Source organism: Akkermansiaceae bacterium, assembly GCA_024233115.1.
GTDB lineage: Bacteria > Verrucomicrobiota > Verrucomicrobiia > Verrucomicrobiales > Akkermansiaceae > Oceaniferula.
Map to the genome: position 1 here is coordinate 818,991 of JACKQB010000002.1, position 25,382 is coordinate 844,372.

General features: G+C 55.0%; 23 protein-coding genes. 14 read left to right on the forward strand and 9 right to left on the reverse strand.

Going from position 1 to position 25,382, the window contains the following annotated elements:
- Positions 1–17: 17 nt before the first annotated feature.
- Together H7A51_07685 and H7A51_07690 are read right to left on the reverse strand one after the other, a co-directional pair.
- Positions 18–1,778, reverse strand: coding sequence for a class I mannose-6-phosphate isomerase (locus H7A51_07685; GenBank protein MCP5536105.1), 1,761 nt, complete (start codon positions 1,776–1,778; stop codon positions 18–20).
- A 165-nt stretch (positions 1,779–1,943) separates the two neighbouring features.
- On the reverse strand, positions 1,944–2,678 hold the full coding sequence (locus H7A51_07690) for a GntR family transcriptional regulator (protein ID MCP5536106.1): 735 nt from the start codon (positions 2,676–2,678) through the stop codon (positions 1,944–1,946).
- A gap of 190 nt (positions 2,679–2,868) precedes the next feature.
- On the opposite strand from H7A51_07690, the gene H7A51_07695 reads away from it, so the two are divergent.
- The 13 genes from H7A51_07695 (at position 2,869) to H7A51_07755 (ending at position 16,043) form a co-directional block, all read left to right on the forward strand.
- Complete coding sequence (locus tag H7A51_07695; GenBank protein ID MCP5536107.1) at positions 2,869–4,872, forward strand: hypothetical protein; 2,004 nt, start codon at positions 2,869–2,871, stop codon at positions 4,870–4,872.
- Positions 4,797–6,467: a hypothetical protein gene (locus H7A51_07700; protein ID MCP5536108.1), complete on the forward strand. Its 1,671-nt coding sequence runs from the start codon at positions 4,797–4,799 to the stop codon at positions 6,465–6,467. Before H7A51_07695 ends, H7A51_07700 begins: the two co-directional genes overlap by 76 nt.
- A gap of 12 nt (positions 6,468–6,479) precedes the next feature.
- The gene (locus tag H7A51_07705; protein MCP5536109.1) at positions 6,480–7,139 is read left to right on the forward strand and encodes a hypothetical protein; all 660 of its coding nucleotides are present in this window, start codon (positions 6,480–6,482) and stop codon (positions 7,137–7,139) included.
- A 1,612-nt stretch (positions 7,140–8,751) separates the two neighbouring features.
- Positions 8,752–8,952, forward strand: a complete 201-nt coding sequence (locus H7A51_07710) for a hypothetical protein (protein ID MCP5536110.1) — start codon at positions 8,752–8,754, stop codon at positions 8,950–8,952.
- 477 nt (positions 8,953–9,429) lie between these two features.
- Positions 9,430–10,212: a hypothetical protein gene (locus H7A51_07715; GenBank protein MCP5536111.1), complete on the forward strand. Its 783-nt coding sequence runs from the start codon at positions 9,430–9,432 to the stop codon at positions 10,210–10,212.
- 20 nt (positions 10,213–10,232) lie between these two features.
- Complete coding sequence (locus tag H7A51_07720) at positions 10,233–11,354, forward strand: DUF5131 family protein (GenBank protein ID MCP5536112.1); 1,122 nt, start codon at positions 10,233–10,235, stop codon at positions 11,352–11,354.
- 4 nt (positions 11,355–11,358) lie between these two features.
- Entirely contained in the window at positions 11,359–12,591 is a 1,233-nt protein-coding gene (locus H7A51_07725; protein MCP5536113.1) for a hypothetical protein, read from the forward strand.
- 519 nt (positions 12,592–13,110) lie between these two features.
- The gene (locus H7A51_07730; GenBank protein MCP5536114.1) at positions 13,111–13,296 is read left to right on the forward strand and encodes a hypothetical protein; all 186 of its coding nucleotides are present in this window, start codon (positions 13,111–13,113) and stop codon (positions 13,294–13,296) included.
- A gap of 113 nt (positions 13,297–13,409) precedes the next feature.
- Positions 13,410–13,901 (forward strand): hypothetical protein, encoded by a 492-nt coding sequence (locus tag H7A51_07735; GenBank protein ID MCP5536115.1) that lies wholly within the window; start codon positions 13,410–13,412, stop codon positions 13,899–13,901.
- Entirely contained in the window at positions 13,898–14,716 is an 819-nt protein-coding gene (locus H7A51_07740; protein MCP5536116.1) for a PD-(D/E)XK nuclease family protein, read from the forward strand. The genes H7A51_07735 and H7A51_07740 overlap by 4 nt, the downstream gene beginning before the upstream one ends.
- Positions 14,713–14,928: a hypothetical protein gene (locus H7A51_07745; GenBank protein ID MCP5536117.1), complete on the forward strand. Its 216-nt coding sequence runs from the start codon at positions 14,713–14,715 to the stop codon at positions 14,926–14,928. Before H7A51_07740 ends, H7A51_07745 begins: the two co-directional genes overlap by 4 nt.
- Positions 14,929–14,940: 12 nt before the next feature.
- The gene (locus H7A51_07750) at positions 14,941–15,087 is read left to right on the forward strand and encodes a hypothetical protein (protein MCP5536118.1); all 147 of its coding nucleotides are present in this window, start codon (positions 14,941–14,943) and stop codon (positions 15,085–15,087) included.
- 110 nt (positions 15,088–15,197) lie between these two features.
- Positions 15,198–16,043: a DUF932 domain-containing protein gene (locus tag H7A51_07755; protein ID MCP5536119.1), complete on the forward strand. Its 846-nt coding sequence runs from the start codon at positions 15,198–15,200 to the stop codon at positions 16,041–16,043.
- Positions 16,044–16,220: 177 nt separating this feature from the next.
- Here H7A51_07755 and H7A51_07760 read toward each other — a convergent pair whose 3' ends face one another.
- From H7A51_07760 to H7A51_07780, 5 genes are all read right to left on the reverse strand, one after another.
- Entirely contained in the window at positions 16,221–17,195 is a 975-nt protein-coding gene (locus tag H7A51_07760) for a sel1 repeat family protein (protein MCP5536120.1), read from the reverse strand.
- Between the two features lie 18 nt (positions 17,196–17,213).
- Positions 17,214–18,938 carry a protein kinase gene (locus H7A51_07765; GenBank protein MCP5536121.1) on the reverse strand — a complete coding sequence of 575 codons (1,725 nt, stop codon included), beginning with the start codon at positions 18,936–18,938 and terminating at the stop codon, positions 17,214–17,216.
- A 347-nt stretch (positions 18,939–19,285) separates the two neighbouring features.
- Positions 19,286–19,432 carry a type IV toxin-antitoxin system AbiEi family antitoxin domain-containing protein gene (locus tag H7A51_07770; GenBank protein MCP5536122.1) on the reverse strand — a complete coding sequence of 49 codons (147 nt, stop codon included), beginning with the start codon at positions 19,430–19,432 and terminating at the stop codon, positions 19,286–19,288.
- A gap of 72 nt (positions 19,433–19,504) precedes the next feature.
- Positions 19,505–20,101, reverse strand: coding sequence for a hypothetical protein (locus tag H7A51_07775; GenBank protein MCP5536123.1), 597 nt, complete (start codon positions 20,099–20,101; stop codon positions 19,505–19,507).
- Between the two features lie 173 nt (positions 20,102–20,274).
- The gene (locus tag H7A51_07780) at positions 20,275–21,186 is read right to left on the reverse strand and encodes an SUMF1/EgtB/PvdO family nonheme iron enzyme (protein ID MCP5536124.1); all 912 of its coding nucleotides are present in this window, start codon (positions 21,184–21,186) and stop codon (positions 20,275–20,277) included.
- 135 nt (positions 21,187–21,321) lie between these two features.
- Between H7A51_07780 and H7A51_07785 the strand changes: the two genes are divergently transcribed.
- A complete protein-coding gene (locus tag H7A51_07785) occupies positions 21,322–22,365 on the forward strand; it encodes an IS5 family transposase (protein MCP5536125.1) in 1,044 nt (347 codons plus the stop codon).
- Between the two features lie 154 nt (positions 22,366–22,519).
- On the opposite strand, the gene H7A51_07790 is transcribed toward H7A51_07785, so the two are convergent.
- Positions 22,520–23,698 (reverse strand): serine/threonine protein kinase, encoded by a 1,179-nt coding sequence (locus tag H7A51_07790; protein MCP5536126.1) that lies wholly within the window; start codon positions 23,696–23,698, stop codon positions 22,520–22,522.
- A gap of 31 nt (positions 23,699–23,729) precedes the next feature.
- The gene (locus H7A51_07795; protein MCP5536127.1) at positions 23,730–25,352 is read right to left on the reverse strand and encodes a protein kinase; all 1,623 of its coding nucleotides are present in this window, start codon (positions 25,350–25,352) and stop codon (positions 23,730–23,732) included.
- Between the last annotated feature and the right edge of the window lie 30 nt (positions 25,353–25,382).

Here is a 25,382-nt window from a genome sequence, read left to right on the forward strand (position 1 = left end):
GTGTTTTTGTTAGATGCTTAACTACGGACAAATGCTTTCAGGGTGGCGCATTCCGCACCCACGGATTCCCCGTGGGGACGTATGACATAGGGGCCCACGGCGGCGGGGATGATGAAGGTCTCCGCATAGTGGACGACAAAGGGTTCAAACGCACCCGTCGGGCTCTCCACGACGGCCTCCCGCCCCTCCACCAGGTTGAGCATGTTGACGCCTCCATGGGTATGGTGCTCCACAGGGCCGGTGAACCAATGGCGCCGCGTCTCGATGAACTCGGTTGCGTGCAGGCCGGTTCGCTCCTCCCGCCACTCGGGCGTGCGCTCCAGCTCCTCCACCGCATTCACCAGCTCGCGGCGCACCATGTCTTCCGTCCGATCCCAGAGGATGTTCTTTTTGCCGTGTCCGATGTTGATCGGGCGCGGCTGGCCGTCGAGCCCGAGGCGTCCCCAGTCCCACAGCTTGAAGGTGAAAATATAGGGCGTTGCACTAATCTCCAGGACCATCGCTCCAGCACCTGAGCAGTGGCAGGTCCCGGCGGGGATCAGGAAATGGTCGTGTTTTTTCGCCGGCCACCGGCATACGAATTGTTCATCGTCGAAGGGTTTTTCACCCCGCTGCGCGGCTTCCAGGTCGGCGAGCATGGCATCGGGCTCTATCCCCTCCTTGAGTCCGAGGTAAACCGTCGCCCCCTCGTCGGCATCCAGCATGTAGTAGGACTCGTCCTGGGTGTAGCCCATCCCGAACTGCTCCTTGATATACTCGGTCAAGGGATGCACCTGGAACGACAGGTGGCCACCGCCGATGGTGTCCAGGAGGTCAAACCGGATCGGAAACTCGGCACCGAAGCGCGCGTAAACCTTCTCGCCTAACAAGCGCTGCGGCTCGCGCAGGACAAGATTGATCGACGGCAGCTCCACAAAATGCTCACCGAAGCGGAAGACGATGCTGTTTTCCTCCGGCACTCCATCGAAACACCAGCCGTAGTTCTCCGGACCGTCCGGCAGGTCACAGGTCCGTTTCATCCACTGGCCGCCCCAGGGCGCGGGATCAAAGAAGGGAACCACGCGGAACGGCCGCTTGAGGGCCAGCTCATAGGCCCGGGCCTCGTCACCCGCTGTGATCATCTTCGGCTCGTTCGGCCTGCACGTGTCCAGGACGTAATCACACTTGCCCACCAGGCGCATCTTCAGCTCGTCGCAAACACGCCAGTCATTGAAAAAGGCGCGCTTGTACTGCAGGCTCCACTTGAGTGTGTTGTTCGCTGTGCCCAGGTTGGCAATGTCATTCCGCCGCATCCTCATTTGCGCCTCCCATCGCGCCAGGTCCGCATAAACAAGCACGTCACCGGCATCAACCAGACTCGCTCCGCTACCAATCAGCACGACGATGCCGCCGACATCCGCGATGGACGCCCGCATCGCCTCCACCTTGACGGGATCGAGGTAGCTCTCCATCGTCAGGTTCGTCATGAAGCCAAACACGGGATCGTCCCCGCCATTGAAGGGCGCCACAAGGGCGTCCACCTCATTCTCAGACAGAAAGACATCCTTGCTGCGGAACAGGGTGGCCGAGGGAAGATGACCGGCCACGGCGTCCGCGAGCTCTTCCTCGTCAACTCCCGTGTAGCATTCAATGGTCAGGACTTTCCGGCCGCGCAAACCGGTCAACGAACCGGCGGCCTCGTCAAGAACCCCGGCCCAGCCCGACCAGCAGCATGGCACTTCCCCGTCTCCGTGGATTACGGGAATATATGGACATTTGTCGTAGTTGGATTTCATCATGATTTTGTATTTTCCACAGGCCCGGGGCCTTGGCCCCTCACCAGCCCCGGCTTCGTTGGCACCACTGGCTCCCATGCCCCGGGCGAACGGCGCCGGCTTCCAAGCGGGCCGGCGAACAGCTTGGCAATGGCTTCACCGCAATGATCTGCACAGGGACACGCATGGCTACGATGCTTGCAAGGTGAGACCGTAGGTGAAACGATCCGCGCGGTAGTAGTTGATGTTGTATTCCACCTCCTGCTTCGCCGCCGTTTTCACCACCCTTTCACGCACGAGAATGGGGTCGCCATGCTGGCAATGAAGCAGTTCGGCAAGATCATCATCGGCTACAACAGCCGAGATGTTCTCTTTCGAGTAAACAACGGAAATACCGCTCGCCTCGTGGATAAGGTCGTAGAGGGGCCGGGCAAAATTTTCGCTGGCGGTCAGCTTCGTGCGGGGATGGAACCACGACTGCGAGTAAACGGCGGGAACGCCTCCATAACCGCGGACACGGGACATCTTGACGATGTGCTCCTCACTGGGCGATCCCTTGAGCCGAAGCCGCGCCATCACACTGGCATCCGGCCGGACCATTTCCGAGCTCAGGGAAAAAACCTCGACGGTGACGCCCTTCTGCTTCATCTCCCGCGAAAAACTGGGCCAGCCGCTCAGGTTGCTCTTGATCGCCTGTTTCACGTGCCGCGTCCCCAGCCCCGCCTTCCTTTCAAGGCACCCCTCCTGAACCAGCCGGGAGATCGCCGCCCGCACCGTGTTGCGACTCACCGCCAGCTGCTCGGCCATTTTCGCCTCCGGCGGCAGCAGCTCCCCCTCGCGGTAACGCGCCTCCTTCAACATGTCGCGAAGCAGTTGCTCAACTTGGAAATGGAGGGGAATCGGGCTGTCGTGGTCAATCTTCATGTGCTGTCTAATGTTCTTACAATCTAAACCCCTCCCTTACTAGCATAATTATCCAATTTCTTTTCCCAAATACATGAGGTCTCCACCACCCCCCCTGATCCTGGGAAAACCAACCCGAATCGCCGTTGGAATGTTCCATCATTTGTCCTTGTGCCGGGGGACCTTGCTCGCTAGTGTTGGTTCCTGAACCATGACAAATAATCAAACCGATTCCACCCCTTGTCACACCCAGTCGCAAACGCACCACAACCTAACAGACACTAACCGCCACCACCAAGGGAATACTCTTCCCTCGGGATTTGCCCTTATCGCAGTAGTCTCTGTCATGGCCCTGTTGATTGTATGTGCAATGGCCATGCTTTCACTGGCTTCGATCACACAGAGACACAGCGGCGAGGACAAGCACATGGTCGAGGCCAAGGCCAATGCCCGCGTCAGCCTGTTGATGGCGCTCGGAGAGCTGCAGAAAAACCTGGGGCCGGATCAACGTATCAATGCCCTATCCGGGATCACGGTTTCTGATACTTACCAGGCCACACAGCCCTGGCTAACAGGTGTCTGGGATGCGCGCACAGAATCCCTCAATCAAACACCTGACTACGATCTACAGAAGCCTTTCAAACGATGGCTGGTCTCAAATGCCGACAGCACGGCTCTGGAGACTCTCTCTTTTGGCAGCGCGGGCCAGCTCCAGGACCCGGTCAGGCTGGTTGGCAGCCATACGGTAGGGGGAGAGAACCCCTCACTTTTCGTGCAGGCTGGAAAAATCCCGGTCAAGGGCGGAAATTACGCGTGGTGGGTTGGAGATGAGAACAGCAAATCACTGATCAACCCCAAAGACCCCAATGAACGCAATGGAAACAGGGACACGGCGGACCACCTTGCTGGTTTTGCCCACCCAGGCCCACACGGCATCCAGGCCCTAGGGGAATTCTCCGCTTGGCCGACGAATACACTCAACAACGATAAAGCCATCACCTTCGGGCAATCCGACCTCATCGCTGACGGATTATCCCCGAAGGCTACCGTTCGTCCCTATTTCCATGACCTGACTACGCAGGCACAGAGCGTTCTCTGCAGCGTCACCAAGGGGGCTCTACGCAAGGATCTCAACCTCTACCTGGAGCGCAAGGACATCAACTGGCTCGCTGACTGGCCACAGTCCGGAGGCCCCAAAGCTCCGCTCGGCCCCAATAAGGAAATCGCACTAAGCCCACCATCCGAATACGATGTCCTCAGTTGGAAACACCTCCATCATCACTACCACTCAGATCGGATGGTGACATACGTTGGCGCCAGCAAGCGTCCCCAGCTCGAGAGCCTGCGCGCCAACGCAGCCGTAAACGCGCTGAATAACCCGAAGTGGAACAGCGGCGTCACCCGGCTGGCCGTCGTCCCCATCCGGGTGCAGGTCTTCCTCGCCTTCGGCTCCATCAAGGACCCCTACAATCCTGGAAAGTACCTCCTCCGCTTCTATATGTACCCGGTCCTCACCCTGTGGAACCCCTACAACGTCGACCTCCGGGTGAGCGGCTACCACATCCTGCTCAACACCCTCCCGCTCAAGCACTTGATTCAGGTCAATGGCATCAACCGGCAGAACTATGGGTGGAGCGAAGGGTATAACAACAGCAGAGGCTCCGGAACGGTGCTTGCCGTGCGGGACGTCACCTTCAAACCCGGCGAAAGCCAGTCATTCTCCCCGGTCAACTGGGGACCGGAATCAGGCGGTTACCAAGCACACTATTTCCATGAGATGAAGCCGATTGCCCACGACTACAGTCCGTCGAAACCGGGTTCCGTCTGGGGCGAGGGCTACAGAGGCGTCTGGGACCCACCCATCTTTGTCTCCGGCAGCTCCTCGGATAAAATCAACATCCTGTCGCAGGCTAACAACTTCGATGATGGTGACGGCGACTTCCAATTCAAACAGACAACCTTCTCGTTCCGCGGGCAGGATCTCTACACAGGGGATGGCAACTGGCCGACCTTCCTATGGTCCAGCGCAGTCGGTTGGCGACATGAAAAAGGTAGCCCGCGCCCCGACGAGTTCTCCACCAACAACCCCGCCCAGGACACCTTTGGTAACCCATACTTCATATTTCACGGTTGGTTGGGTTGGTATACACCACCAACAACCCCGCCCAGGACACCTTTGGTAACCTGCTCAACGCCCCGCGACCGTTCTGCGTGATTGATGCCCGGCTCAAATCCCTCAAAGACGAGAAGCTCCCTAACAAAACATGGCTACACACCATACCAGCGCACTCCTATGGTGCTGCAACCTCCACCAGATACAGCGGCCACAGTGACAACTCTTACTACACCCATCCCTATTCGGTGACCTTCAAACAGGTGAACTCCTACGAGCAAGCCGGCGACTATGTGCAACGTGTCCCCGGCGACGACAGCCACGGTTACTTTGGCTCCAGCTATCAGCCCGACGGCCAAACCTACATCACCGGCAGAGAGATCCCCCTCGTTCCCCTGACCTCGCTAGCCCAACTACAGAACCTGCCGCAACACCCCATCGATGCCTTGAACTGGAGCGGGCACGGTGCCCAAAACAATGCGATTGGTAATTCCTTCGCGTCGCCCTCCATCGAGTCTAACAAAATCAAGACCAGTGCCGAGCCCTTCCATACCAATGGATATCTCAACCAGGAAGGAGGCCGCCTTGATGGAACCAGGCTGTCCAATACCAGCTTTGTGTCCGGCACTTCGCATATCGACCGCAGTTACGCGGCAAACCACCTGCTGTGGGACGACTACTTTTTTTCTTCCCTGGCACCCCAAAACGGAAGTTTCTATCAGAAGTTTGGAAAACCCCGAACCCTCCACCAGGTGGCAACCTCCTTCTTCTCAGGAAACGACTTCCAATCCCTCCCCAATACCCGTTACCTCCCTTACCTGGGCGGGAAAACCGGGACCGAGCTCGTTGACAGCCTCGTTTCGCAAGGCGACACGCCAACACCCGGCGGCTACGAAAAGCTCGCGGCCCACCTCCTCGTTTCCGGTGGCTTCAACATCAACTCCACCTCGGAGTCCGCATGGGCAAACCTCATCGCCTCAGCGCACTTAAAACAGCCCGTGGTCTTGGACCCCATCCAGAACAAGGGGCCCACCCCCCAACCCGCCGGGGAATTTATCGTTAGCCGCTACACCTTGCCAAACGGAGAACACTCTTCGGCTGGTGGCACAGATCTCCGCTGGCGCAGTTACCGTGAGCTGACCGATGACGAGGTCGAGCAACTTGCCAAGGCGATCGTCGCGCAAGTCAAAAAACGCGGCCCCTTCCGCTCCCTCGGCGAGTTCATCAACCGCCGCCTCGGAAGCGCTGGTGACGAAACCAGTCTGTACGGAGCCCTGCAGGCCGCCTTGGAGGACCCGTCAGTCGATATCAACAAAGACTACCGAAACGATGTCATCACCGCCGCGGACATCGCGCCGGCCAACTACAAGTTCCCCGCCGCCGCAACCGGCTCGCGCTATCAAGGAGCTCCCGCCTACGTCACACAAGCAGACATCCTCCAACCGATCGCCCCGGTTATCACCGCGCGCTCGGACACATTCATTGTCCGCGGATACGGCGACTCCGTCTCAGCCGATGGAAATAAGGTCCTCGCTCGCGCCTACTACGAGGCCGTTGTGCAACGCTACCCCGAGTATCTGGATACACAAGACGCTCCAGAAGTCTCCAGCGCCGACCTCACCGCCGTCTCGAACCAGCGATTCGGACGGCGTTTCCGGATCCGCTCCTTCCGCTGGCTCTCGCATGATGAAATTTAAGCTTCCGGCCCTATGAAATCACTACTTATCCTGCTGCTGGGCGTCCTGTTTGCCTCGCATCACATGCACGCCAAGCAAGAGTCGAGCGTCAGCTTCCGCGTGACCCGCTTTGACCCCGCCGACCGTGCCGCCCCCGAATATCAAATCGCGGACGGCACCCACATTGCAGTGCCCATGCACAATATCACCAAGCCCCTCAAGGCAACGCTCCGCGATGGCAAATTCCTCGACTTCTTTAGCCCCGCCTCCGATAAAAAAACACCCTCAATATCGGTGTCCATCCCGCCGGACATGCGCAAAAACCTGTTGCTGATATTTGTTCCGTCAAAGGACGACTACCGTGTCCTCAAAGTCCATGCCCCAGTGGATAAACTCAGTGGTGGATCTCGATTGATTGTCAATGCCACCCGAGGTGACCTCGCCATTAAATATGGCAACTCCAATCCCGTCATTCTTAAATCCTCCCGTAACGCCACATTCCGCGGCAATGGAGACAAAGCGATGGTACCCGTGCTGATTTCACAGAAAACCGATACATCCTGGAAGCTCGTCCGCAGCGAGCGCTGGCCTTCTGACAAACGCTTCCGGTCATTCGTCTTCATCTATGAAAAACCCGACAGCCACCGCATCGCCGTCCACGCGGTCCCGGATCGCCTGCCGGAATCCGAGTAACCCAGCGCAAAGCGCCAACGCCAAAGGCCACCAGAGTTGTCCGATCTCGCGCTCAAGGTGGCCGCTTCTCTTTTCCTGGTGACGGAGTTGTTTATCGTCCACATTCTTGCGCGATCTGCTGGATGCTCTTATATTCCCCGGTGGCTCCCGTGGCAACACGGGCTTTGAATTCGGCGGTCTGGTGCCTTCCTTTTCGTTTCATTGGTCTTATTTCGGGTTATTTGCCCGAGTCAGACCAGCGAATTCATCAACAATCCTTCGGCACCGTTTTGTGGGGCCTCTTCAATATGGAGCCGCTGGCCGGAATTGAACCGGCGACCTATTCATTACGAGTATGATTTCGTCATCAGTCAAGTCGCTCATTTTAAACGATTTAAATTTTGTTTAATTAAAATAACCTAGACAGTTGCCAAAATAGTTGCCAATTTTGCACATGTCCAGACCCAAGAAAATTGTTAGATACAAGCTTCTGCCGCATAAAAACAAATCGGGGACGATGTCATGGAGAGTGACCGGAACGACACGAAACGGAACCCGGATTCGGAACAATTACAGCACGAAGGCAGAGGCTCATCAAAAAATATCCGACCTCGAGCTTGAGGACGAGGGGCAGACAGAAGCACGGAAGGCCAGGCGCACATCGCTTAACACCGCCCAGCTTGCACAAGCTGAAACCGCCTTTCAAAAATTGGGGGTTCGCAACCTTTCCTCCGTCGTCTCCCATTATCTCAATCTCGAAGAGCGCTCCCGGGAGAAGGAGACCACACTCGACCAGATGTTCGCCTTCGCCGAAGCACACTACCGCCCCGAGGTGGAGACCATTTCCATTTTCAATGCGACACAATTGTTCCTCAAGGCCAAGGCGGACATCGCGGATTCCACCCGTCTCAATTACTCAAACAGCTTCAAGCACCTCCTCATGGAAGACCCCAACAAGGAGGTTCACAAGTTCACTGTTTCAGACATCGAGCGCATGCTCGGCAAACACAAAAACCTGAACAGCAGGAAATCCCACCAACGTTTCATCTCAAGTTTCTTCGGCTGGTGTGTCCGGCATCATTACACCTTGGAAAACCCGTGTAGCCGGCTTGATCCCGTCACTCCCGACAAACGGTCCATTTCCACACTGACCCTGGAAGAGGTTCGGCGACTGCTATACGCCGCCATCCACTATCAGGACGGAGCCGCGGTCGCCCCCGTCGCCATTGCCCTGTTTGCAGGACTGCGTCCCAGTGAGATTGCCGACCTCACCCCCGGGGATGTCTCCCGGAAAAGGATCAAGGTCACCGGTGGCAAACTCCGCCGTAAGATAAGCCGGGTGACCCCCATTCCTCCCAACCTTCAGGAATGGCTCGGAGCATACCCTTTCAAGGGGCTCCCCGCCGGATGGAACAGCAAACTCAAAAGGCTCAAGGCTGCCACCAAGGCCAGGGCTTGGAAACAGGATGTCCTCCGCCACACCTCCATCACCTTCCAGGCCGAGCGAGACAAAAACGAGGCTCTCACGGCGTTCAACAACGGCACGTCGACTGAAATGATGGACCGCCACTACCGGGACTCGCCTCCGAGCAGCAAGAAAGTGGCCTCCTACTGGCAGCTAACGCCCCGGGTCATCCTCTCGAAAAAGGAAGACGTCGAGCTACCTTCCCAAACAACCGTCGAATGGCCGTCGAAGGCCAAACTCAAGAAACTTGTCTGGGAAAAACCCATGATTCACGTTGCCGCCGACTTGGGAGTGTCCAACACTGCCATCAAGAAACGCTGTGTGAAACTGGGCATCGAACTCCCCCCACGGGGACATTGGTTGAAGTGAATTGGCCTGTTGGATTACAAGCCGTCAACATATACCGCCCCCATGCCCCGTGTGGCATACGCACCGAGCCTTGCCTGCCGGGGAAACTCAGCCCTAAATAAAATCCCTCCTTTTTTTCACAAACCCGGTTGCAAACTTTCCAAGCATGATCTATAAGAGGGTCGTAGACAGACTCCGAAGCGGGGTCCGAGAAGACAGAGATCAATTGTGATCTGAAGGTGGGAGCATCAAGGTGGGAGCAAGAAGGCTCCATGACGATGACAGGAGCGATTCAGCTCCACGAGTGGATACGGTATTGGCCAAGGCGAACCGGGCGATGAAGCTCGGCGCGAGGCCAACCGAACAAATACCAGTCGAGCTGATCAAGATCAGGTCGTGAGCGGTATGTTTTTGAATTGGCTGTCCACGGCATCATTCGTTCATCAGTCATTCATCGACTCGCCGCCTCGCGCGCGCTCTTGGTTGCTCATGGCAACTATGAACAAAATCATCATCAATACAAACTACCTGGATACGAGGGCTGGAGATCACCCCAGCCCTGACGCCGAGAATAACAACGCACTTTCTCACTCCAACCCTGAACTCAGCGAGGACGTCGTGCGTGTCAAAGAACTGCACAGCGAACTCAACAAGCTGGCAAAAAAAACACTTCTTCTCGCCAGTGAAGCGGGCAGGATTCTGTGTAGGCTCAAGGAGGATACTCCGCATGCCCAGTGGGAATCTTATGTCCAGAAGGAATTGGGCATTCATCCCCGATCTGCGAGCAATTACATGCGAGTTTGGACACAACTCTCGCATTGGGAAACCAGCGGGGAGTTCCTCAAATCGGAAAGCGTTTCCGAAATGGGAATGCGCGAAGCTCTCGATTTCTTCACTGAGCAGGAGGAGTCTGCCACTACGAAAAGTGAGAGACCCTCGCCTAAAGTGCCCGTGAAGCGTCGAGCAGCACCTCAGCCTCACGAGTTTTTTTCCCTCGCGGATGAAAGCAAGATTTCTTTCAAAAAAATCAGATGGAAGGAGGGACTCATTTCCAAGGACTGCCTTGAGACGTCCTTGAGCAAACTGACCTCGAAGGATGAAACGCCTCGCGAGACAAAAACGCTCGCACGCCAACAACGCTTCGTTGCCGAAATCGCGGCGAGTATCAACCGGTGCGCTGGTATGACACGTCCTGAAGTCGCGACGAAGACTGCCCAAGCCGCATTGGAAATCGTGTCCAAAATGATTTCGGAATCAGAGAAACCATCACAACAACAATAATCCTAAACTCTATTTAAATCATGGAATCTTCAAAAATACAATGGTGCCACAGCACGATCACCCCAGTCATGGGCTGTGACGGATGTGAGCTGTGGCCCACGATCAAACAACTTATCATGGTTCTGATAATCCTGATTCTGAGCAAAATCAAAGAACAGCGCCAGGTCGTTCGCGAAGCAGTCGAGAAAGAGTTTGAAGGCACACCTCATCCCACGGCCGCATGGCATGCCCGGGAGCGCATTATCGAAAACCTACAAAGCCAGTTCCCGCACATTCCCCTGGAAGACTGGAAAGAGTGGTTTGAAAAACTCTTCAAGTGTTATGCCGGTAGTCAGCACATAGTGCGTGGAGCCAAGCCTGCAGACTGGACCGAAGCTTCCACCAAAGGTTATGCTGCGGTCTTCGACATCCCTGAAAAATTCCGCAATCGCATGGCTGTTGCTGCGAATTGGGGACCACCTACGGCGATGGAGACTGAAGGGTCCCCCTGGCTTGCTTATCTCCCGCGTCTCATTTTCGCATCCGACATGGGTGATGCGCTCAGTGACTCGATTGATTTTGAATTTCTCAAAACAGAAATCATCGACAACGTCAGCAGCGCCAAAGGGCAACGCCACATTTGGCTGTGGCTTACCAAGCGCCCTAAGCGTATGGCTGAGTTCGCAGCGTGGTTAAATGACGTCCACGGACTGTCATGGCCGCCCAATTTGGTCGCTATAACCAGCGTAACAAACCAGGCTACACGATCTCGTATTGATGAGATTCGGCAGGTGCCTGCAGCGATACGAGGCCTCAGTGTCGAACCTCTGGCCGAGGGCGTAGAACTCGATCTCAAGGGTATCAACTGGGTCATTACCGGAGGCGAAAGCGGCAAATACGCGCGTGAGTTTGATCTGGCATGGGCACGATCCATTCAAGAACAATGCCGTGAAGCTGGAGTTGCCTTTTTCATGAAACAGGCCGGTGCCAACGTTGTTGAGGATGGATTCCCCATCACATTGGTCGACGGCCACGGCGGCGACTCGGCCGAATGGCCCGCTGATTTGCGTGTCCGGGAGTTCCCGCAGGAGTTCCATGAGTATTCGCCAACAGTGTCCAAGAACACAGATACAGTTAGTAGTCAAAATAACCCGCACAAATAGACTCATGCTTGACCAATGTACAATATTCAATATCGGAGACCGAGTTCGGATCAAGCCAGAGTTACTCACTCAAAATGATTGCCTACTCGACGATTGGCTACAATGCCAAAGGCGAGGAAGAGATTTTACCCCTAAACATGCCCCAGGCGAAGAGGGGCTGCGTTATCATAGTAATTTCGAGGTCTTTGCTGACCGGGCTCTGGTCGTGCACACACGGTCCAGGCCAAGTGAAACCCCCGATCAAAGCGAGCAGTATGTGAACAAGATCGAAATCAATCTTCGCAAGATACTTCACGGACAAAACGGCATATCGATTAACAACGACAAGAACCTCTGTGCGGCGATTCTCATAGCCAGACATGCGATGTCACACCTCCTGGTAAAACCAGAGCAGGCCAGCGAACTTATCCCGGGGTTAAGGTACAATGAGCATAGCTACTGGCGGAAAGTTGAAATCGCCTTGGATGTGCACGACCCGGGGTATGTAATTCTGGATCAAATGAAATATATGAAGTCGCCTTATATCAGAAACTCTGCTCTTCCATACCCAAATAGCACACACTTGAATGGAACCAATCTTGAGCTGAAGGCATACGATAAGGTGAAAAAAGTGGAAAAACGTTTCAGCAAGAAGAAGCATAGTATCACCTCTAGCTCGGATGAAATTACACGACTTGAAGTCATCTTCCCCGAAGGAAAAATACCTAATGGATTCCCGGTTCACCGCGAGACCATCCGGCTTGCGAAATTTGCATCCCATCAACGCATGACCGGATTCACATGGGAAGATCTGCGAGCCATCCACCGCACCTACTTCAAAGGCATAAAGGGCGTCTACCACGTCAAGGCCGAGAAAGGATCTAGCTATACTACTGGGCAAGCAACTGCCTGGGCTGCGGTAGCCAAAAATCATAGTATTCCAACTTCTGAAATAAGAGCTGCACTGGAGAAATATGGTGGTAAGTCGAAGGATACATCCAGAGGCATCGAAAAAAAGATGTTGGAGTTCATGGCGCAGACGAGTGAGTTAGATGCTGACACCATACTCTCAGACGAAGCCTATGAGAATCCTCCAATCATCGACGTATCCGGTTTGGAGGGATGCCGTTTCTACGTCGAGCACTATGGAATCGAGGAAATCTATAAGAATGCTGACGAGGTATTTGCTGTCTATTCGAATCAGCAAATACCCGCTCGGTTTACCCCGATGGTTACTGATGATGAATACTGGTTATGAATACTGATTAAATAAGCCTTTTAAGCTGAGTAAGGATGCCGTGTGCTAGTATTGTTCCAGCCTATACGACAACAGCCTCTGCTAGATCAACTCTGCCAGTAGTCAGCCCTACCTGGGTGATCAACGCGATAATGGGCATCAGCGGGCGTACTACCGAGGTGCTTGATCACCGAAGGGCGAAGCCCGGAGGTGGCCAAGCACCTCTCCCAGCGGGCCTGCGGTCCCGTTGGAGGAGCCAGCTCTGTAAGGTTGAATCGGCGGGGGGCGCCAGCCCCTCCGCCGCCGCTTGCGTGCCACAACTTGGAGTTGCAGGGGGGTGAAGGAGTCGAGTGCCCGGCAAATGCGCAGCGCAGCGGAGCATGCAGTCCGGGCACGAGCGACTGAACCCATCCGAAGGATCGCGCAAGCGCCCTGCTTCTCCAAGTTGGGCGGCGTAGGGTCATTGAAAAGGATTAATAACCTCCGTCTGTCATACCCACGGGCGCAATTCCCGCCGTCCTGGTGTCATAAATAATTGATATGCCACGACCACACCACTATTCCCCGGTGATCCGGCGTGATCTCGTGGGCCTTCTCTACCACGAGGCCAGACGCAGGAAACTCCCCATGACCAAGCTCGTGGATGAGATCCTGCGCCAGGCCCTGGAAGGCGACGGGACCAACCGGCTCCGCGGGGAACCACAACAGTATCAGCATCCACGCTGACCCAAAACCAACACCGCCCGCCACCACAACGAGCCCGGCCACCACGGCCGGGCTTTTTGCTGTCCGGGCATCAACCAAAACCAACAACAAGAAAGGAACCAAACACCATGGCTGTGAAACTCATAGCAAATTACTCCAAGCGTCTCGGACTCCCGGGCTACTCGTCGCACCAGTTCTCCGTCTCCGTCGAGACGGAGGTCAACACCACCGACGACATCGCCCACGAGGCCGGGCGCCTCTACGACAACCTCCAGTCCAACGTGGACGAGCAGATCCGGCGGACCGGGTTTGTCCCGCCCCACGACTACGGCATGGAGACACCCAACAACGGCGCGCCGCCTCCCCCGGGCAAAGTGCTTCCCATCGCCCCCGACAGCGGGTGGCAGTGCAGCGACAAACAGCGCGAGCTGATCCTCAGGGTCATCGCTGAAAACGGGATCGATAAAAACGGAATTGAAGACCTGGCCATCGAACGCTTCGGGCGCGGGGTCAAGTCGCTCGACAAGATCCAGGCCAGCGGTCTGATCGAGGAGCTCTTCGAGATGACCGGCAGGAAAAACAGCAGGGCACCCCGGCGCAACGCCTACGGAAAGGGGAGGTCATGATCGCCCTCGCCGAATCACCACCGGTGGTGAAGCCGGGCACGCCGCCCGAACACATCAGCCCCACCTCCGCCAAAGACTACCTCGGCTGCTCGCTGAGGTTTTTCTTTGGCCGGGTGATGGCCATCCCGAGCGAGACAAGCCCCTCCCTGCACCTGGGCAAGGCCGTGCATGCGGCCCTCCAGCATCACCACCTCGCCGTCTGGCGTGGTGGCGACACGTCCCCGGAATCCGCCGCCACGGCCTTTGACGGAGCCTTCACGGCCCTGGAAAAGGAAGAGGGGCCGGTGTCGTGGAAAACACCCAAGGCCCGGGAGAAAGCACGCGAGGACGGGCTGAGGGTGGTTGCCGCCTACCTCGACTCGCCCGCCGCGTTGAAGGAGTCGCCGAGGGCCGTCGAGGTCTTCCTCCGCGAGGACATCGACGGACTCTCGGTGCCGCTCACGGGTGCCATCGACCTTGTGCGGCGGGATCTGACGCCCGTCGATTTCAAGACCAGCGCCAGCAAACCCGATCCGGAAACCGCAGCGTTCGACCACGAACTCCAGCTCGTCTCCTACCAGATGATGATCGAAAAGGCCACGGGACAGACACCCCCGGCCCTGGAGCTGTTGTTCCTGGTGAAGACCAGGGCACCCCAGGTCATTCCCGTGGCGATTGCGCCCGCCGACGAACATCGTAAGCGGCGTGCAGTCATGATGCTGGAAACAGCGGTGCAGGGCATTGCCGAAGGGCGTTTCCATCCCCAGCCCGGGATGCACTGCTCGTGGTGCCAGTTCAGGAATGAATGCGCCAAGTGGAAGGGAGATGCCGCATGAAGCGTCTCATCCTCCTGCTTGGCATCGGACTCCTGTCTCTGACTGTTGTCAGTTGCGGAGGCAAGAAAAAGCCACCGTCGCCACCTCCGGTCATCGTGCATGCACCGGACTACAAGCCGATTGGCGAGGGAATGAAGGTTCATTCCTACGCCATCATCGGAGTCGCCGTCATCATCGCCATCGCCTTGATGAGCAAATCCAAAAACACCTAACCCCATAGCATCATGAAACACGCAAACACGATCCTGTGCCTGTTCGGCGCAGTGTCCCTCGCCGCACTCATCCTATGGGCAGTCCACGACCTCTGGGTCGTCATGCTCGTGCTCTTCTGCATCGCCGGGGTTCACGCCCTGGTCGTGCGGAAAAGCTGAGCGTTCACCAACAAACAACAAGCGCGGCCGGTTCCCCGTCCCGGGGTTCCGGCCGTTTTCATTAAACCAAACCAACCCAACCAACAACCAACCCATAGAAACAAACCAACATGAACAATGTAATCCAACTACAACAACAGCCGGTAACACCGGCATCCACCGCCCGGGGGATTCCCTTCGAGATCGTCGAGAATCCCCCCGGACTCAACACGGAGACACGGCCCAAGGGGCTGCTGCTTCACTGCGGCGCACAGGTCGTCGACCGCGCGGACCTCTTCGGCGTCCTGACGCCGGGCGGCACCGACACCTGGTATCCCATCCCGCACCGCAGCCTGCTGACCGAGGTCGAGCACCAGCTCCGCGAGACGGGCTTCGTCGTCCGGGGCGAAACCCACGCCCTCACCCACGACGGCGCCCGCTACTTCGGCGTCATCGAGGTGAGCCTGCCCACGCGCGGCGAGCAGGACTTCTCCTGGGTCGTCGGCCTGCGCAACAGCCACGACAAGAGCCTGCCCGCCGGGCTCGTTGCCGGGACCCAGGTGTTTGTCTGCGACAACCTCTGCTTCAACGGCGAGGTCAAGCTCAGCCGCAAGCACACGCGCCACGTGATGCGCGACCTGCGCCAGCTCACGGCACGCGCCGTCGGCAAGCTGGGCGACAAGTTCCGCGACCTCGACCGGCGGGTGGGCGCCTACAAGCGCCACTACCTCCCGGACAGGTCCGCCCACGACCTCGTGATCCGCGCCGTCGACTGCCGGGCCATCACCCCGAGCCAGGTGCCCGCCGTCCTCAGCGAGTGGCGCAACCCCCGGCACAAGGAGTTCCTGCCGCGCAACGGCTGGAGCCTGTTCAACGCCTTCACCGAGGTGTATAAGACAGTGAACCCCCAGACCGCCGTCAAACGCGGCCAGGCCCTGCACGGCCTGTTCGACACCCAGGTGGCCCTCGCCGGGTAGGAACGGCAACAAAAAAACGCCCCACCTTCAAACCGTGGGGCGTTTTTTTTGCTGTCACATGAGTTAGCCCCCTAATTCATAGCTACGGATATTTACCCAACTAGGGCGCCAGCAAGGTAAAGGGTGCCCACGGCAAATTACGGAGAATAGTGAATGAGACAATCTGTCAGCACCCAATTAGAGCCCATGCTTCTCCAAAAATTCAGCGGCAGCTTCCACTTTCCCGTCACGAGCTTTCTGAAGCCACTCTTTTGCTTTTTGCCGACTTTCATCAACGCCTTCGCCTAGATAATAACAAACCCCAAGAAGATATTGCGCGTCCGCGCGACCAGAGGTCGCGGACTTTTTAAGCCACCGGCAAGCTTCCCTCGGATCTTTGTCTACACCTTCACCCCGCAGATAAAAAATACCGAGACAGGTTTCGGCTTCCGGAAGTCCTTGGCGTGCCGCTTTTGCCATCCAAATGGCACCATCGTTCAAATCCCTAACGACTCCCTCCCCCTTATAATAACATATCCCTACAAGTAATTGGGCGGCTCCGCACCCCTGCTCTCCCGCCTGCTTGTAATACTTGAACGCTTTGCCCAAATCTCGGGGAACTTTTTCGCCTGTATAGTAATCGTTTGCCAGCTCCCATTGCGCCTCAAGATCCCCCGCATCAGCTTTTTTCTCCAGTTGAATTACCCTTTCTTCTTCGGGCGATTTTTTGGAACCTAATGGGACTTCCTTAGTTTTTCTCTTCTGTTTAGTGGCTTCTTCCAATTTCGCTATCTGAATCGATACATTGGTTACCCTACCCGACAAATACCGATTGCTTGCAGGGAATTTTCTCATAAATTGACGCAGGTGTGTGCGTGACAGCTCTAAATTGCTCAAATCGGCATCTCTGGCTGATGGGTATGATACCGCCCCACGAAAATTGTGGGAAGCCACCTTGATCTGAGTTCCCGTCGTAAGTCTGACATAATAGGCACCTCCCCCCCTATCAATGGATACAAATTGTCTTATTTTTGCCCCGGAATCTTTTTCCCATTTATTTTCAGTATAAGCATAGACGCCCCTTGCCATTTCACACCACCCGGCACACACGGACAACATGAAAACCGTCATGACCAATGGGAAAAGGCTTTGCGTTTGGGTTGTATCTCTCATTGCTTTAGTTCTCCATTACTATGGGGTGTCATGCACATCCTCCTGGTCACTCAGTCCTGACTGAGGTCGGCTCACTCCTCCACTACGGACAGATGACTCAATTACAGTCAACACATCAGCAGCTTCATTGTTCAGGTTATTCACTAAGTCTTCGCGCTCCTTCTCATCCATTTCTCTTGTTTTAGCTTCAATGATTGCCCGGGAAATTTTTCTCATTTCAGGGCTACTTGCTCCGAGGAAGGATTTTAGTTCTTCCGCTTTCCGCTCCGCATCTTCCCATCGTCTTGCTTTGATAGAAAGTATCACCTCTTGCTTTAGAACCTTCAGCTTAGCCAACCGTTCCTCGTATTTTCTAGCTTTATCCAATCCCGCTGCGATCTGCCGGGTTAGTGTCTCTTTTTGTTGATACGCAGGTGTCTTCTGATAGCTATCCAGCCGAGCCAACGCCCTCTGGGCCTCACTCCATGACCCTTGCGAAATAGCTGACTCCACTTTTTTCAGAACCTCCATGGCCTCCGCCTCCCTCGCTATAGCTTTACTCTTGGCTTTCTGCTGTTCCTGTGACTCCACTGATTTTTTGGGGGTTTCCTTACTGAGAAACGCTTTCTCTGACTGGCCCACCTGATAAAAGACAGCCCACCCAGCCAACGGAACAATTACCAAGAGGGCAACACCCATTTTGGCAAATCTTGATGATTTCCCCCCTTTTCCGCCTTGCTTGGAATCATTTTTAGCCTTGCCGGAAACAGCCGTAGCGTCGGCGTTAACTGGGGGTGTATCAGCCACTCCTGCACCAGAATCCGCCCCCTGCATCTTAGAAAATGACGATGGTTTGACTGGATCCGGGGGAAATGCACCCCCTTTCGGCATCATCATTTCCCGCCAAGTCTCTACCGTCTGCGGCCTTTTTTTCGCGTTCATCAACAATGCCTTGTCAACCGCCGACAAAATAGATTTCCCATAAACCTCCAGATACTCTTTGTTTTTAGCCAAGGCTTTATATCCGTCATCATACACCCGGTCGCTGGCATCATCCGGTTTCTCGCCGGTAATGCAACGCACCATGGTTGCGCCCAGTGCATAAATGTCCGTGTAGGGGCCTTGACGGGCTTTGGAGGTATATTGCTCGAAGGGTGAATACCCGGCACTCAGCATCTGGGTAACGGTCATCGTCTTACTCTGCACCTGGGTGGCCGCACCGAAGTCGAGCAGCACCGGTGAGCCGTCCGGCTTGACCATGATGTTGCCCGGCTTGATGTCGCGATGCACCAATTCCTTGGCGTGCAATACCGAGATTCCGTCCATCACAGGATAGAAAATCGACTCAAATTCGTCCTTCGACTTGATCTTGCCACCTCGCTTTTTTAAATGATCGGTCAGGGTGCATCCCTCGACATAGTCCATCACCATGTAACAGGTGCCATTGGCCTCAAACAACCGGTGCACGCCAACAACGGCGGGGTGCTGGATCGATGCCAACACCTTCGCTTCGCGGACGAAATACTTCCGGGTGGCATCAAAGTCATCCTGGTCGTTTTGGCTACGCGCCAATACCGTGGAATCCCCGGCCTGCCGAATCGCAATGCCGTCCGGCATCAACTCCTTGATCGCGTAGGTTTTGTTCAGGTTGAGTTCGTGGGCGAGGTATGCCACACCAAAGCCACCCACTCCCAGAACTTTATCAATTTGGTATGTGTCTACAATCGTGCCTTTCGGCAAAGCGTTCCGGTATTCCTCACTCATGATTTAACTAGTTGAACTATGCAGTTACCTCGAGGATTTTCTATCGTATCTGAAAGTCATCCACAAGACTGTTTAAACAAAACTATTTGCAGGGGCTTTCAAGTTACAATAGGGACAAGTCTTTATTTCTTCAGGGTTTTCCCATTTGATTGCCACAAATTTATTACTGCATTTGGGGCAACATGCAGAGCGAATTACAGAGTCTCTTTGAGTTGGATTTTGGATAGGCTACAGATGTAGAAGGCATGGTGGAGCAACTCCATTCACGATTAATTTTCTAGGAGCTGTAGGGGCATGCTCAGGTTGATAATATTCTTTAGCGGTGGAGTCTGATAAAAGCCCCCCCTTTATTCACGTATCCAGTAGCCGATCCTCACTTGATAGGCGTGCGTGTTGCGGTCATATCCAGCGTCTACAGCCTGCTTCGTCGTAAATATCCCATGCTGGGACTCCACCACTTCAAAAAGCTTGTCGCGTTTCTCGGAAACGCTCATCTGCACAATAGCAGAAATTATTTACGTAATTGTGCAAGGCTGAATTTTGGAGCTGATTCATCATTCTTGAGCTTACTCCGTGTCATCTTCAGCCTTATAGGTATCCGACCAATCAAAATGCTTGCTACACAGGGGCATGAAGAGAAGCTGGGTTTCACTTACCTCGATCACATCCATGATGTCGATCAGAGCCGGGGCATCGAGTGCCTTTTCATTGAGATAGACAATGTTGGTGCCACTCCCCGGTAGAATTTTAAAGCGTCGCTTCCGGGGGTCATAGCGGAGAATAAACGCATTGTTCCTAGCAATTCCAGCATCGCCAAAGTCCAGGCAAACGCGTGGTGGATTCTCGCCCCCGCCTCTGCCAACGGTATTGTCCTGTTGACCAATGATCACTTGCCGACCTTTACCGGGACCGGCCACCACAATCAGCCATCCGGCGACAGGATCTTCAGCAGAGCTTCCCGGGCCACTGGCCATCGACACCATCGATGAAATGTCAGAGCGGGATGTCAATGGTCGCCGCACAAGTCGGGTTTTTTCTCCATCGTCCGCATCGATGATTAACGATGGGTTGGCTGGCTGGATAATCCTCGTTGCTTCAAAGTCCTCAGAGGGGCTGGATCCACCTCTGTGAACCATTCTTGTTTTTCCTTCGTCCGGAGGCATGGCTAATTTACGATTGATTGAATGCGGGTACTCGGTTCTAGCGTTTTTCATCAATCGACGCAAGGGCAAGAACTCTCTTAAAGGACTTTCCTGCCACCGTTCGCTCCGCGCTATTCCTCTCGCTTGCCGGGGCTCCGCCTCCCGGCAGCTCGTTCCATACGCCGCTACGCTCACTACCGGGCAGGAACCTGGAGGGAAAGACGGAACCCGCTGACGTTGCCCCGGTAGCCCGGCCAGTACCAGCCGCGGTACGCCGAGCGGCAGTTGCAGGCGACGTAGCTCCAGCTGCCGCCGCGCAGCACGCGGTACCGGCCATCTTTAGCTCCCGCGGGGTCTCTGCCTGCTGATGTAGTTCCATAATATTCCTCGTCATACCAATCCGCACACCACTCCCACACATTGCCATGCATGTCATACAAACCCCAGTCATTCGGCTGGTATAACCTCACCTCCACCGTGCTTTGCTTGTAACTCCCCTTCGCCGCCCCGCCATACGGGTAATTCCCATGAAAATTCGCCTGATGGCTCCCTAGGCTGTTCCCATAGTGGAACACTGTATCTCGCCCCGCCCGGCACGCATACTCCCACTGCGCCTCCGTCGGCAACGCCGCCCTCAAACCCGCCGGCAGTTTGCCACTCGCATTCAACTTCTCAATAAACTTCTGGCAATCCTCCCAGCTCACCTGCTCCACCGGATAGTCGTCCCCCTTCTTAAAAGAACTCGGATTGCCCCCGTCCATCACCTCCTTCCACAGCCCCTGCGTCACCTCCGTCTCCATCATCCAGAACCCCTGGCTCAACACCACCTTGTGCCGCGTTTCACTTTTATTGTGACCATCTTCCGCATCTGGACTGCCCATCATAAAACCACCCGCTCCCGTAGGCGGACACCAGTGGAAGGCCACTTCTTTCCCCGCAATATTAAACAGCTTTTTCTCTCCCGCTGCTTTACCCATAAACAATACTTTTTTGCGTTGTATTTCTAACTCTTTTTTTCGCTCCACCTCTTTTGCTCGTTCTGTTACTTTCTGCCTATCATCCTCTTTTGCTCGTTCTGTTACTTTCTGCCTATCAACCTCTTTCACACGCGCTATTTCTTCAGTATTTTCTTTCGCCTTCTGCTGCTCTTTTTTTTCATTACCCCCTAAAGGGCACCTCTAAAAACCCCTGCGCGCTCATTTAACCTTTCCTAACAAAGGCAATGCAGCGAAACTCCCTGCATGAGCAACTACCGGAAGCAAGACAAGGGAGGCAACCTGTTCTCGGCCATCGAACACCAGCAGGCGGTGGCGAAACGTGAAATCGGCATCCTGAAGCTGCGCGATATCATTGACTGGGAAGGGTTCCGCCCGCTACTTGAGGAACTCTGCGGCTACGCCAACCGTGACTGGAACAAGGGAGGCCGCCCCCCTTTCGACCCCGTGTTCATGCTCAAAGTGCTCATCCTCCAGAAATACCACGGCCTCAGCGATGACGCCACCGAGGAACAGATCGGCGACCGCCTGAGCTTCCTGCACTTCCTTGGCCTTCAGTTGGGCGACGACTACCCCGATGCCAAGACCATCTGGGTCTTCAAGGAACGTATCGAGGAAAACAGCCGCGAAGGAAGCCGTCGGCTGTTCGATGCCTTCACTGCGGCACTGGAAAAGAAAAACCTCATCGCCCGTGAAGGCAGCATTGTGGACGCCAGCTTCACCGAGGCCCCGCGCCAGCGCAACACCCGCAGCCAGAACAAAAGAATCAAGCAAGGCGGACGCCCCGAAGAATTTGACACCAACAAATCCGTCGGACGCCAGAAAGACACCGACGCCCGCTGGACAAAGAAGAACAACCAAAGCTACTACGGCTACAAGAACCACGCCAAGGTGGATTTGAAGAGCAAACTCATTATCTGCAGCGAAACCACCTCAGCGGAAGTCCACGACAGCCGGGTGTTCAAACAACTCCTTGATGAGAAGGACAATGCCGTGCTAGCCGACAGTGCCTACCACAGCGAAGAGAACGAGGAATACGTGTTAGAGGAAATCAACGCGGAAGAACACCTCATGCGCAAATCCCACAGGAACAAGCCGCTGACAGAACAGGAACTCAGAACCAACCACACCATCAGCCGGATGCGTGTGCGGGTGGAGCACGTCTTCGGTCGGATGGCGCAAATGGGAGCCGACCTCTGCCGGAGCATTGGCCTGAGGCGGGTGACAAGCCACAACCACCTCTGCAACCTCACCTACAACATGGATCGCTACGCCCTGTTAGCTCGTTAACAGCCAAAACAAGGGGCAACCCGATTCCCAAACGTAAGAAGCCAGCAACCAACAACACCGAACCACCTCATAAAAGCCCCGAGACTACATCGTCACCTGCCCGTACAACTTTAAAAACCGGCGGTAGATGATGATATGGTGGAAACGTCAGTTTTTAGAGGTGCCCTAAAATCGAAACCATAACTATACAGAAAATCACAAAAATCACGCATGCTATTGCCCAAGCCTTTAATACCGCCTTCGGGTTTCTCACCCCCCATTTCCTTTCCATCATCCACAATAAAAAGGCAAGGTCACGTTTCGTCTGTGATATAAACGATCGACATCCGGCCTCTTCTTGTTTTGGCCCCCCTATACGCACGGCAAGAGGGCGCTCATGCACAAGCGAGGTTGGTGTTGATACAGAAACTTCTTTCCGGGCCGGGATATCAACCCCTATCTCCTGCTCTTTACTTTCCATCACCCGCCGCCATTCAGCCACCGCCTGAGGACGGCGTTCGGCATCCATCTGTAACGCCGCATCCACTGCGGCTAATAGAGATTCACCATATACGGAAACATAAGCCTCGCTTCCAGCTAAAGGCTTATACCGGTCCCCATACATCCGATCACTCGCGTCATCCGGCTTTTTCCCCGTGATACATTTGAGCATCGTCGCACCCAGTGCATAAATGTCCGTGTAAGGCCCCTGCTTCGCCCGGGAGGTGTATTGCTCGAAGGGCGAATACCCGGCACTGAGCATCTGGGTAATGGTCATCGTCTTGCTCTGCACCTGGGTGGCAGCGCCGAAGTCAAGTAATACAGGAGAACCGTCCGGCTTGACCATGATGTTGCCAGGCTTGATGTCGCGGTGAATGATCCCTTGCCCATGCAATACCTCCAGACCGGACATCAGCGGGTAAAAGATCCGCTCAAATTCAGCCTTGGAGCGGAACGTGCCACCGTGTTTTTTAAGGTAGTCCCCCAGGGTTTCCCCCTCGACGTAATCCATCACCATGTAACAGGTGCCGTTTGCCTCCATGAGGCGTTGCACACTCACCACCGCCGGGTGATCCATCCTGGCGAGCACCCGGGCCTCGCTGATGAAATACTTCCGTGTCGCCGCAAAATCAGCTTCCGTGCCACTGCTTTTCGCCTCGACGTATGAGGTGTCCCCCGTCCGTCGCATGGCGATGCCGTCGGGAAGCAGCTCTTTCATGGCAAAGTGCTTGTCCAGGTTCAGCTCTCTCACCAGGTAGGTGATGCCAAAGCCACCCTCGCCCAGCACACGTTCAATGCGATAGGTGTCGATGAGCTTCCCCGCAGGAAGGGCATTTCGGTATTCTTCAGGCATGGCATTCACTAACTACTCTGTGCGATCTCGATCATGACGCCCGGTTATTTTGTTGAACCCTCTCGAAAAAACGAGACATTTCTTGCGTGATCTTGTTAGTGATACGGCTCATCCCGCCCATACATGACCTCATCCACCCGAGCTGGGATCCCGCCAAGACAATGGCGCAGTGGCGAGCCACAATCAACTGCTGGGAGGTAGAGGACAGGGTAAATTCAAATCCACCGACATCAATCATCGCAAAGGCATTCAAATCAACGATGCCTAATCCGATGGAACGCCCGTCTACTTTCACCGGCTCCTCGATGATCTGGAGCTTCCATCCACGATCATAAAAAAGGTGAACCTTGCCCATCGCATTTTCAGGCAAGGGTAGATCGGCTTCAGTGCCAGGGCCAATATGGATGTCCCGCAATGAGAAGACCTTCACCTCTGCCATGGTCATGCCGATCTTCAAACGTCCGCCACTCTGCTGCCAGTCCCTGTAATATTTTTGCAAAATACTCCCCGGCACGGGGTAATTCTCGCACAAATACACCAAATCTGTATCCTTTAACAGGTGGGGCTCCGTAATCCCGGAATCCGGATGATTGACCCTTGTGCCGTTAGCGCTACCTAGATCCGTGATATAAATCCGTCCGACATGATCCGACGACAATTCCGCATGACTTCTTGACGTGGATGAATCATTGATCACTAAATCGGATTCACGGGACCTCCCGATCACGAATCTTGTTCTCGATACAGCAGAAGATTCCAAGGCGACATGCCCATCCACCCCCATTTCTGAGATCCACTGGGTGATCGATTGGGGCCGGTCTTTCGCGCTGATTTGCAGTGCGCGGTCAATGGAACGCAAAAACACCGCTCCAAATGTTTCCACATAATCTACATGAGCGACCAGTGGCATCAGATTATCCGAACTGATTCTATCACAGGCGCTAGGCGGCTTCTCCCCGGTGATGCACTGCATCATCGAGGCCGCCAATGAATAGATATCGGTATAGGCGCCTTGTTTTGATTGGGAGGAATACTGCTCAATGGGTGAATAGCCTGCACTCACGGCCTGTTCAACAGTGACAGTTTTGTTCTGCACACGGCTCACCGAGCCGAAGTCCAACAAAATGGATCTCCCCGAAGTTGCAATCATGATGTTTGCAGGCTTGACATCCTTATGCACCAACCCCCTTGAATGCAACACACCCAACCCATTCATCACTGGCAAAAAAACCGAAAGCAACTCAGCTTGGGTTTTGATCTTACCGCCACGCTGTTTAAGCACGGTATCGAGATCACGCCCCTCGATATAGTCCATTACCATGTAGAATGTGCCATTAGCTTTCAGTAGCCGATGCACTTTTACCACAGCAGGATGGTTCACCGCAGAGAGCACCTGCGCTTCATTGACAAACTGTTTGCGTGTGAGCTCTATATCCGGTTCATCTGCCGCGCTTCTGGCAGACACTGTCCGGGTATCCCCCTCTCGCACCACCATGCCCTCAGGAAACAGTTCCTTGACCGCATAAACCTCCGACGTCCCGGAATCCCGGACTTGATAAGTAATGCCAAACCCGCCGTGCCCTAGAACCTTTCCTATGATCAAATTGTCAAGACGGGTTCCAGCGGGTAGCGCGTTGACATGACACTCATTCATATTACGTCTTTCAATGGGGGGATCAGTGAC

Coding starts and splice junctions, on each gene's coding strand:
- H7A51_07705 (MCP5536109.1), top strand. CDS start 6,480: ATGAAATCACTACTTATCCTGCTGCTGGGCGTCCTGTTTGCCTCGCAT.
- H7A51_07720 (MCP5536112.1), top strand. CDS start 10,233: ATGGAATCTTCAAAAATACAATGGTGCCACAGCACGATCACCCCAGTC.
- H7A51_07760 (MCP5536120.1), bottom strand. CDS start 17,195: ATGAGAGATACAACCCAAACGCAAAGCCTTTTCCCATTGGTCATGACG.
- H7A51_07725 (MCP5536113.1), top strand. CDS start 11,359: ATGCTTGACCAATGTACAATATTCAATATCGGAGACCGAGTTCGGATC.
- H7A51_07790 (MCP5536126.1), bottom strand. CDS start 23,698: ATGCCTGAAGAATACCGAAATGCCCTTCCTGCGGGGAAGCTCATCGAC.
- H7A51_07695 (MCP5536107.1), top strand. CDS start 2,869: ATGACAAATAATCAAACCGATTCCACCCCTTGTCACACCCAGTCGCAA.
- H7A51_07755 (MCP5536119.1), top strand. CDS start 15,198: ATGAACAATGTAATCCAACTACAACAACAGCCGGTAACACCGGCATCC.
- H7A51_07685 (MCP5536105.1), bottom strand. CDS start 1,778: ATGATGAAATCCAACTACGACAAATGTCCATATATTCCCGTAATCCAC.
- H7A51_07775 (MCP5536123.1), bottom strand. CDS start 20,101: ATGCCTCCGGACGAAGGAAAAACAAGAATGGTTCACAGAGGTGGATCC.
- H7A51_07770 (MCP5536122.1), bottom strand. CDS start 19,432: ATGAGCGTTTCCGAGAAACGCGACAAGCTTTTTGAAGTGGTGGAGTCC.
- H7A51_07740 (MCP5536116.1), top strand. CDS start 13,898: ATGATCGCCCTCGCCGAATCACCACCGGTGGTGAAGCCGGGCACGCCG.
- H7A51_07785 (MCP5536125.1), top strand. CDS start 21,322: ATGAGCAACTACCGGAAGCAAGACAAGGGAGGCAACCTGTTCTCGGCC.
- H7A51_07745 (MCP5536117.1), top strand. CDS start 14,713: ATGAAGCGTCTCATCCTCCTGCTTGGCATCGGACTCCTGTCTCTGACT.
- H7A51_07765 (MCP5536121.1), bottom strand. CDS start 18,938: ATGAGTGAGGAATACCGGAACGCTTTGCCGAAAGGCACGATTGTAGAC.
- H7A51_07750 (MCP5536118.1), top strand. CDS start 14,941: ATGAAACACGCAAACACGATCCTGTGCCTGTTCGGCGCAGTGTCCCTC.
- H7A51_07690 (MCP5536106.1), bottom strand. CDS start 2,678: ATGAAGATTGACCACGACAGCCCGATTCCCCTCCATTTCCAAGTTGAG.
- H7A51_07730 (MCP5536114.1), top strand. CDS start 13,111: ATGCCACGACCACACCACTATTCCCCGGTGATCCGGCGTGATCTCGTG.
- H7A51_07795 (MCP5536127.1), bottom strand. CDS start 25,352: ATGAATGAGTGTCATGTCAACGCGCTACCCGCTGGAACCCGTCTTGAC.
- H7A51_07715 (MCP5536111.1), top strand. CDS start 9,430: ATGAACAAAATCATCATCAATACAAACTACCTGGATACGAGGGCTGGA.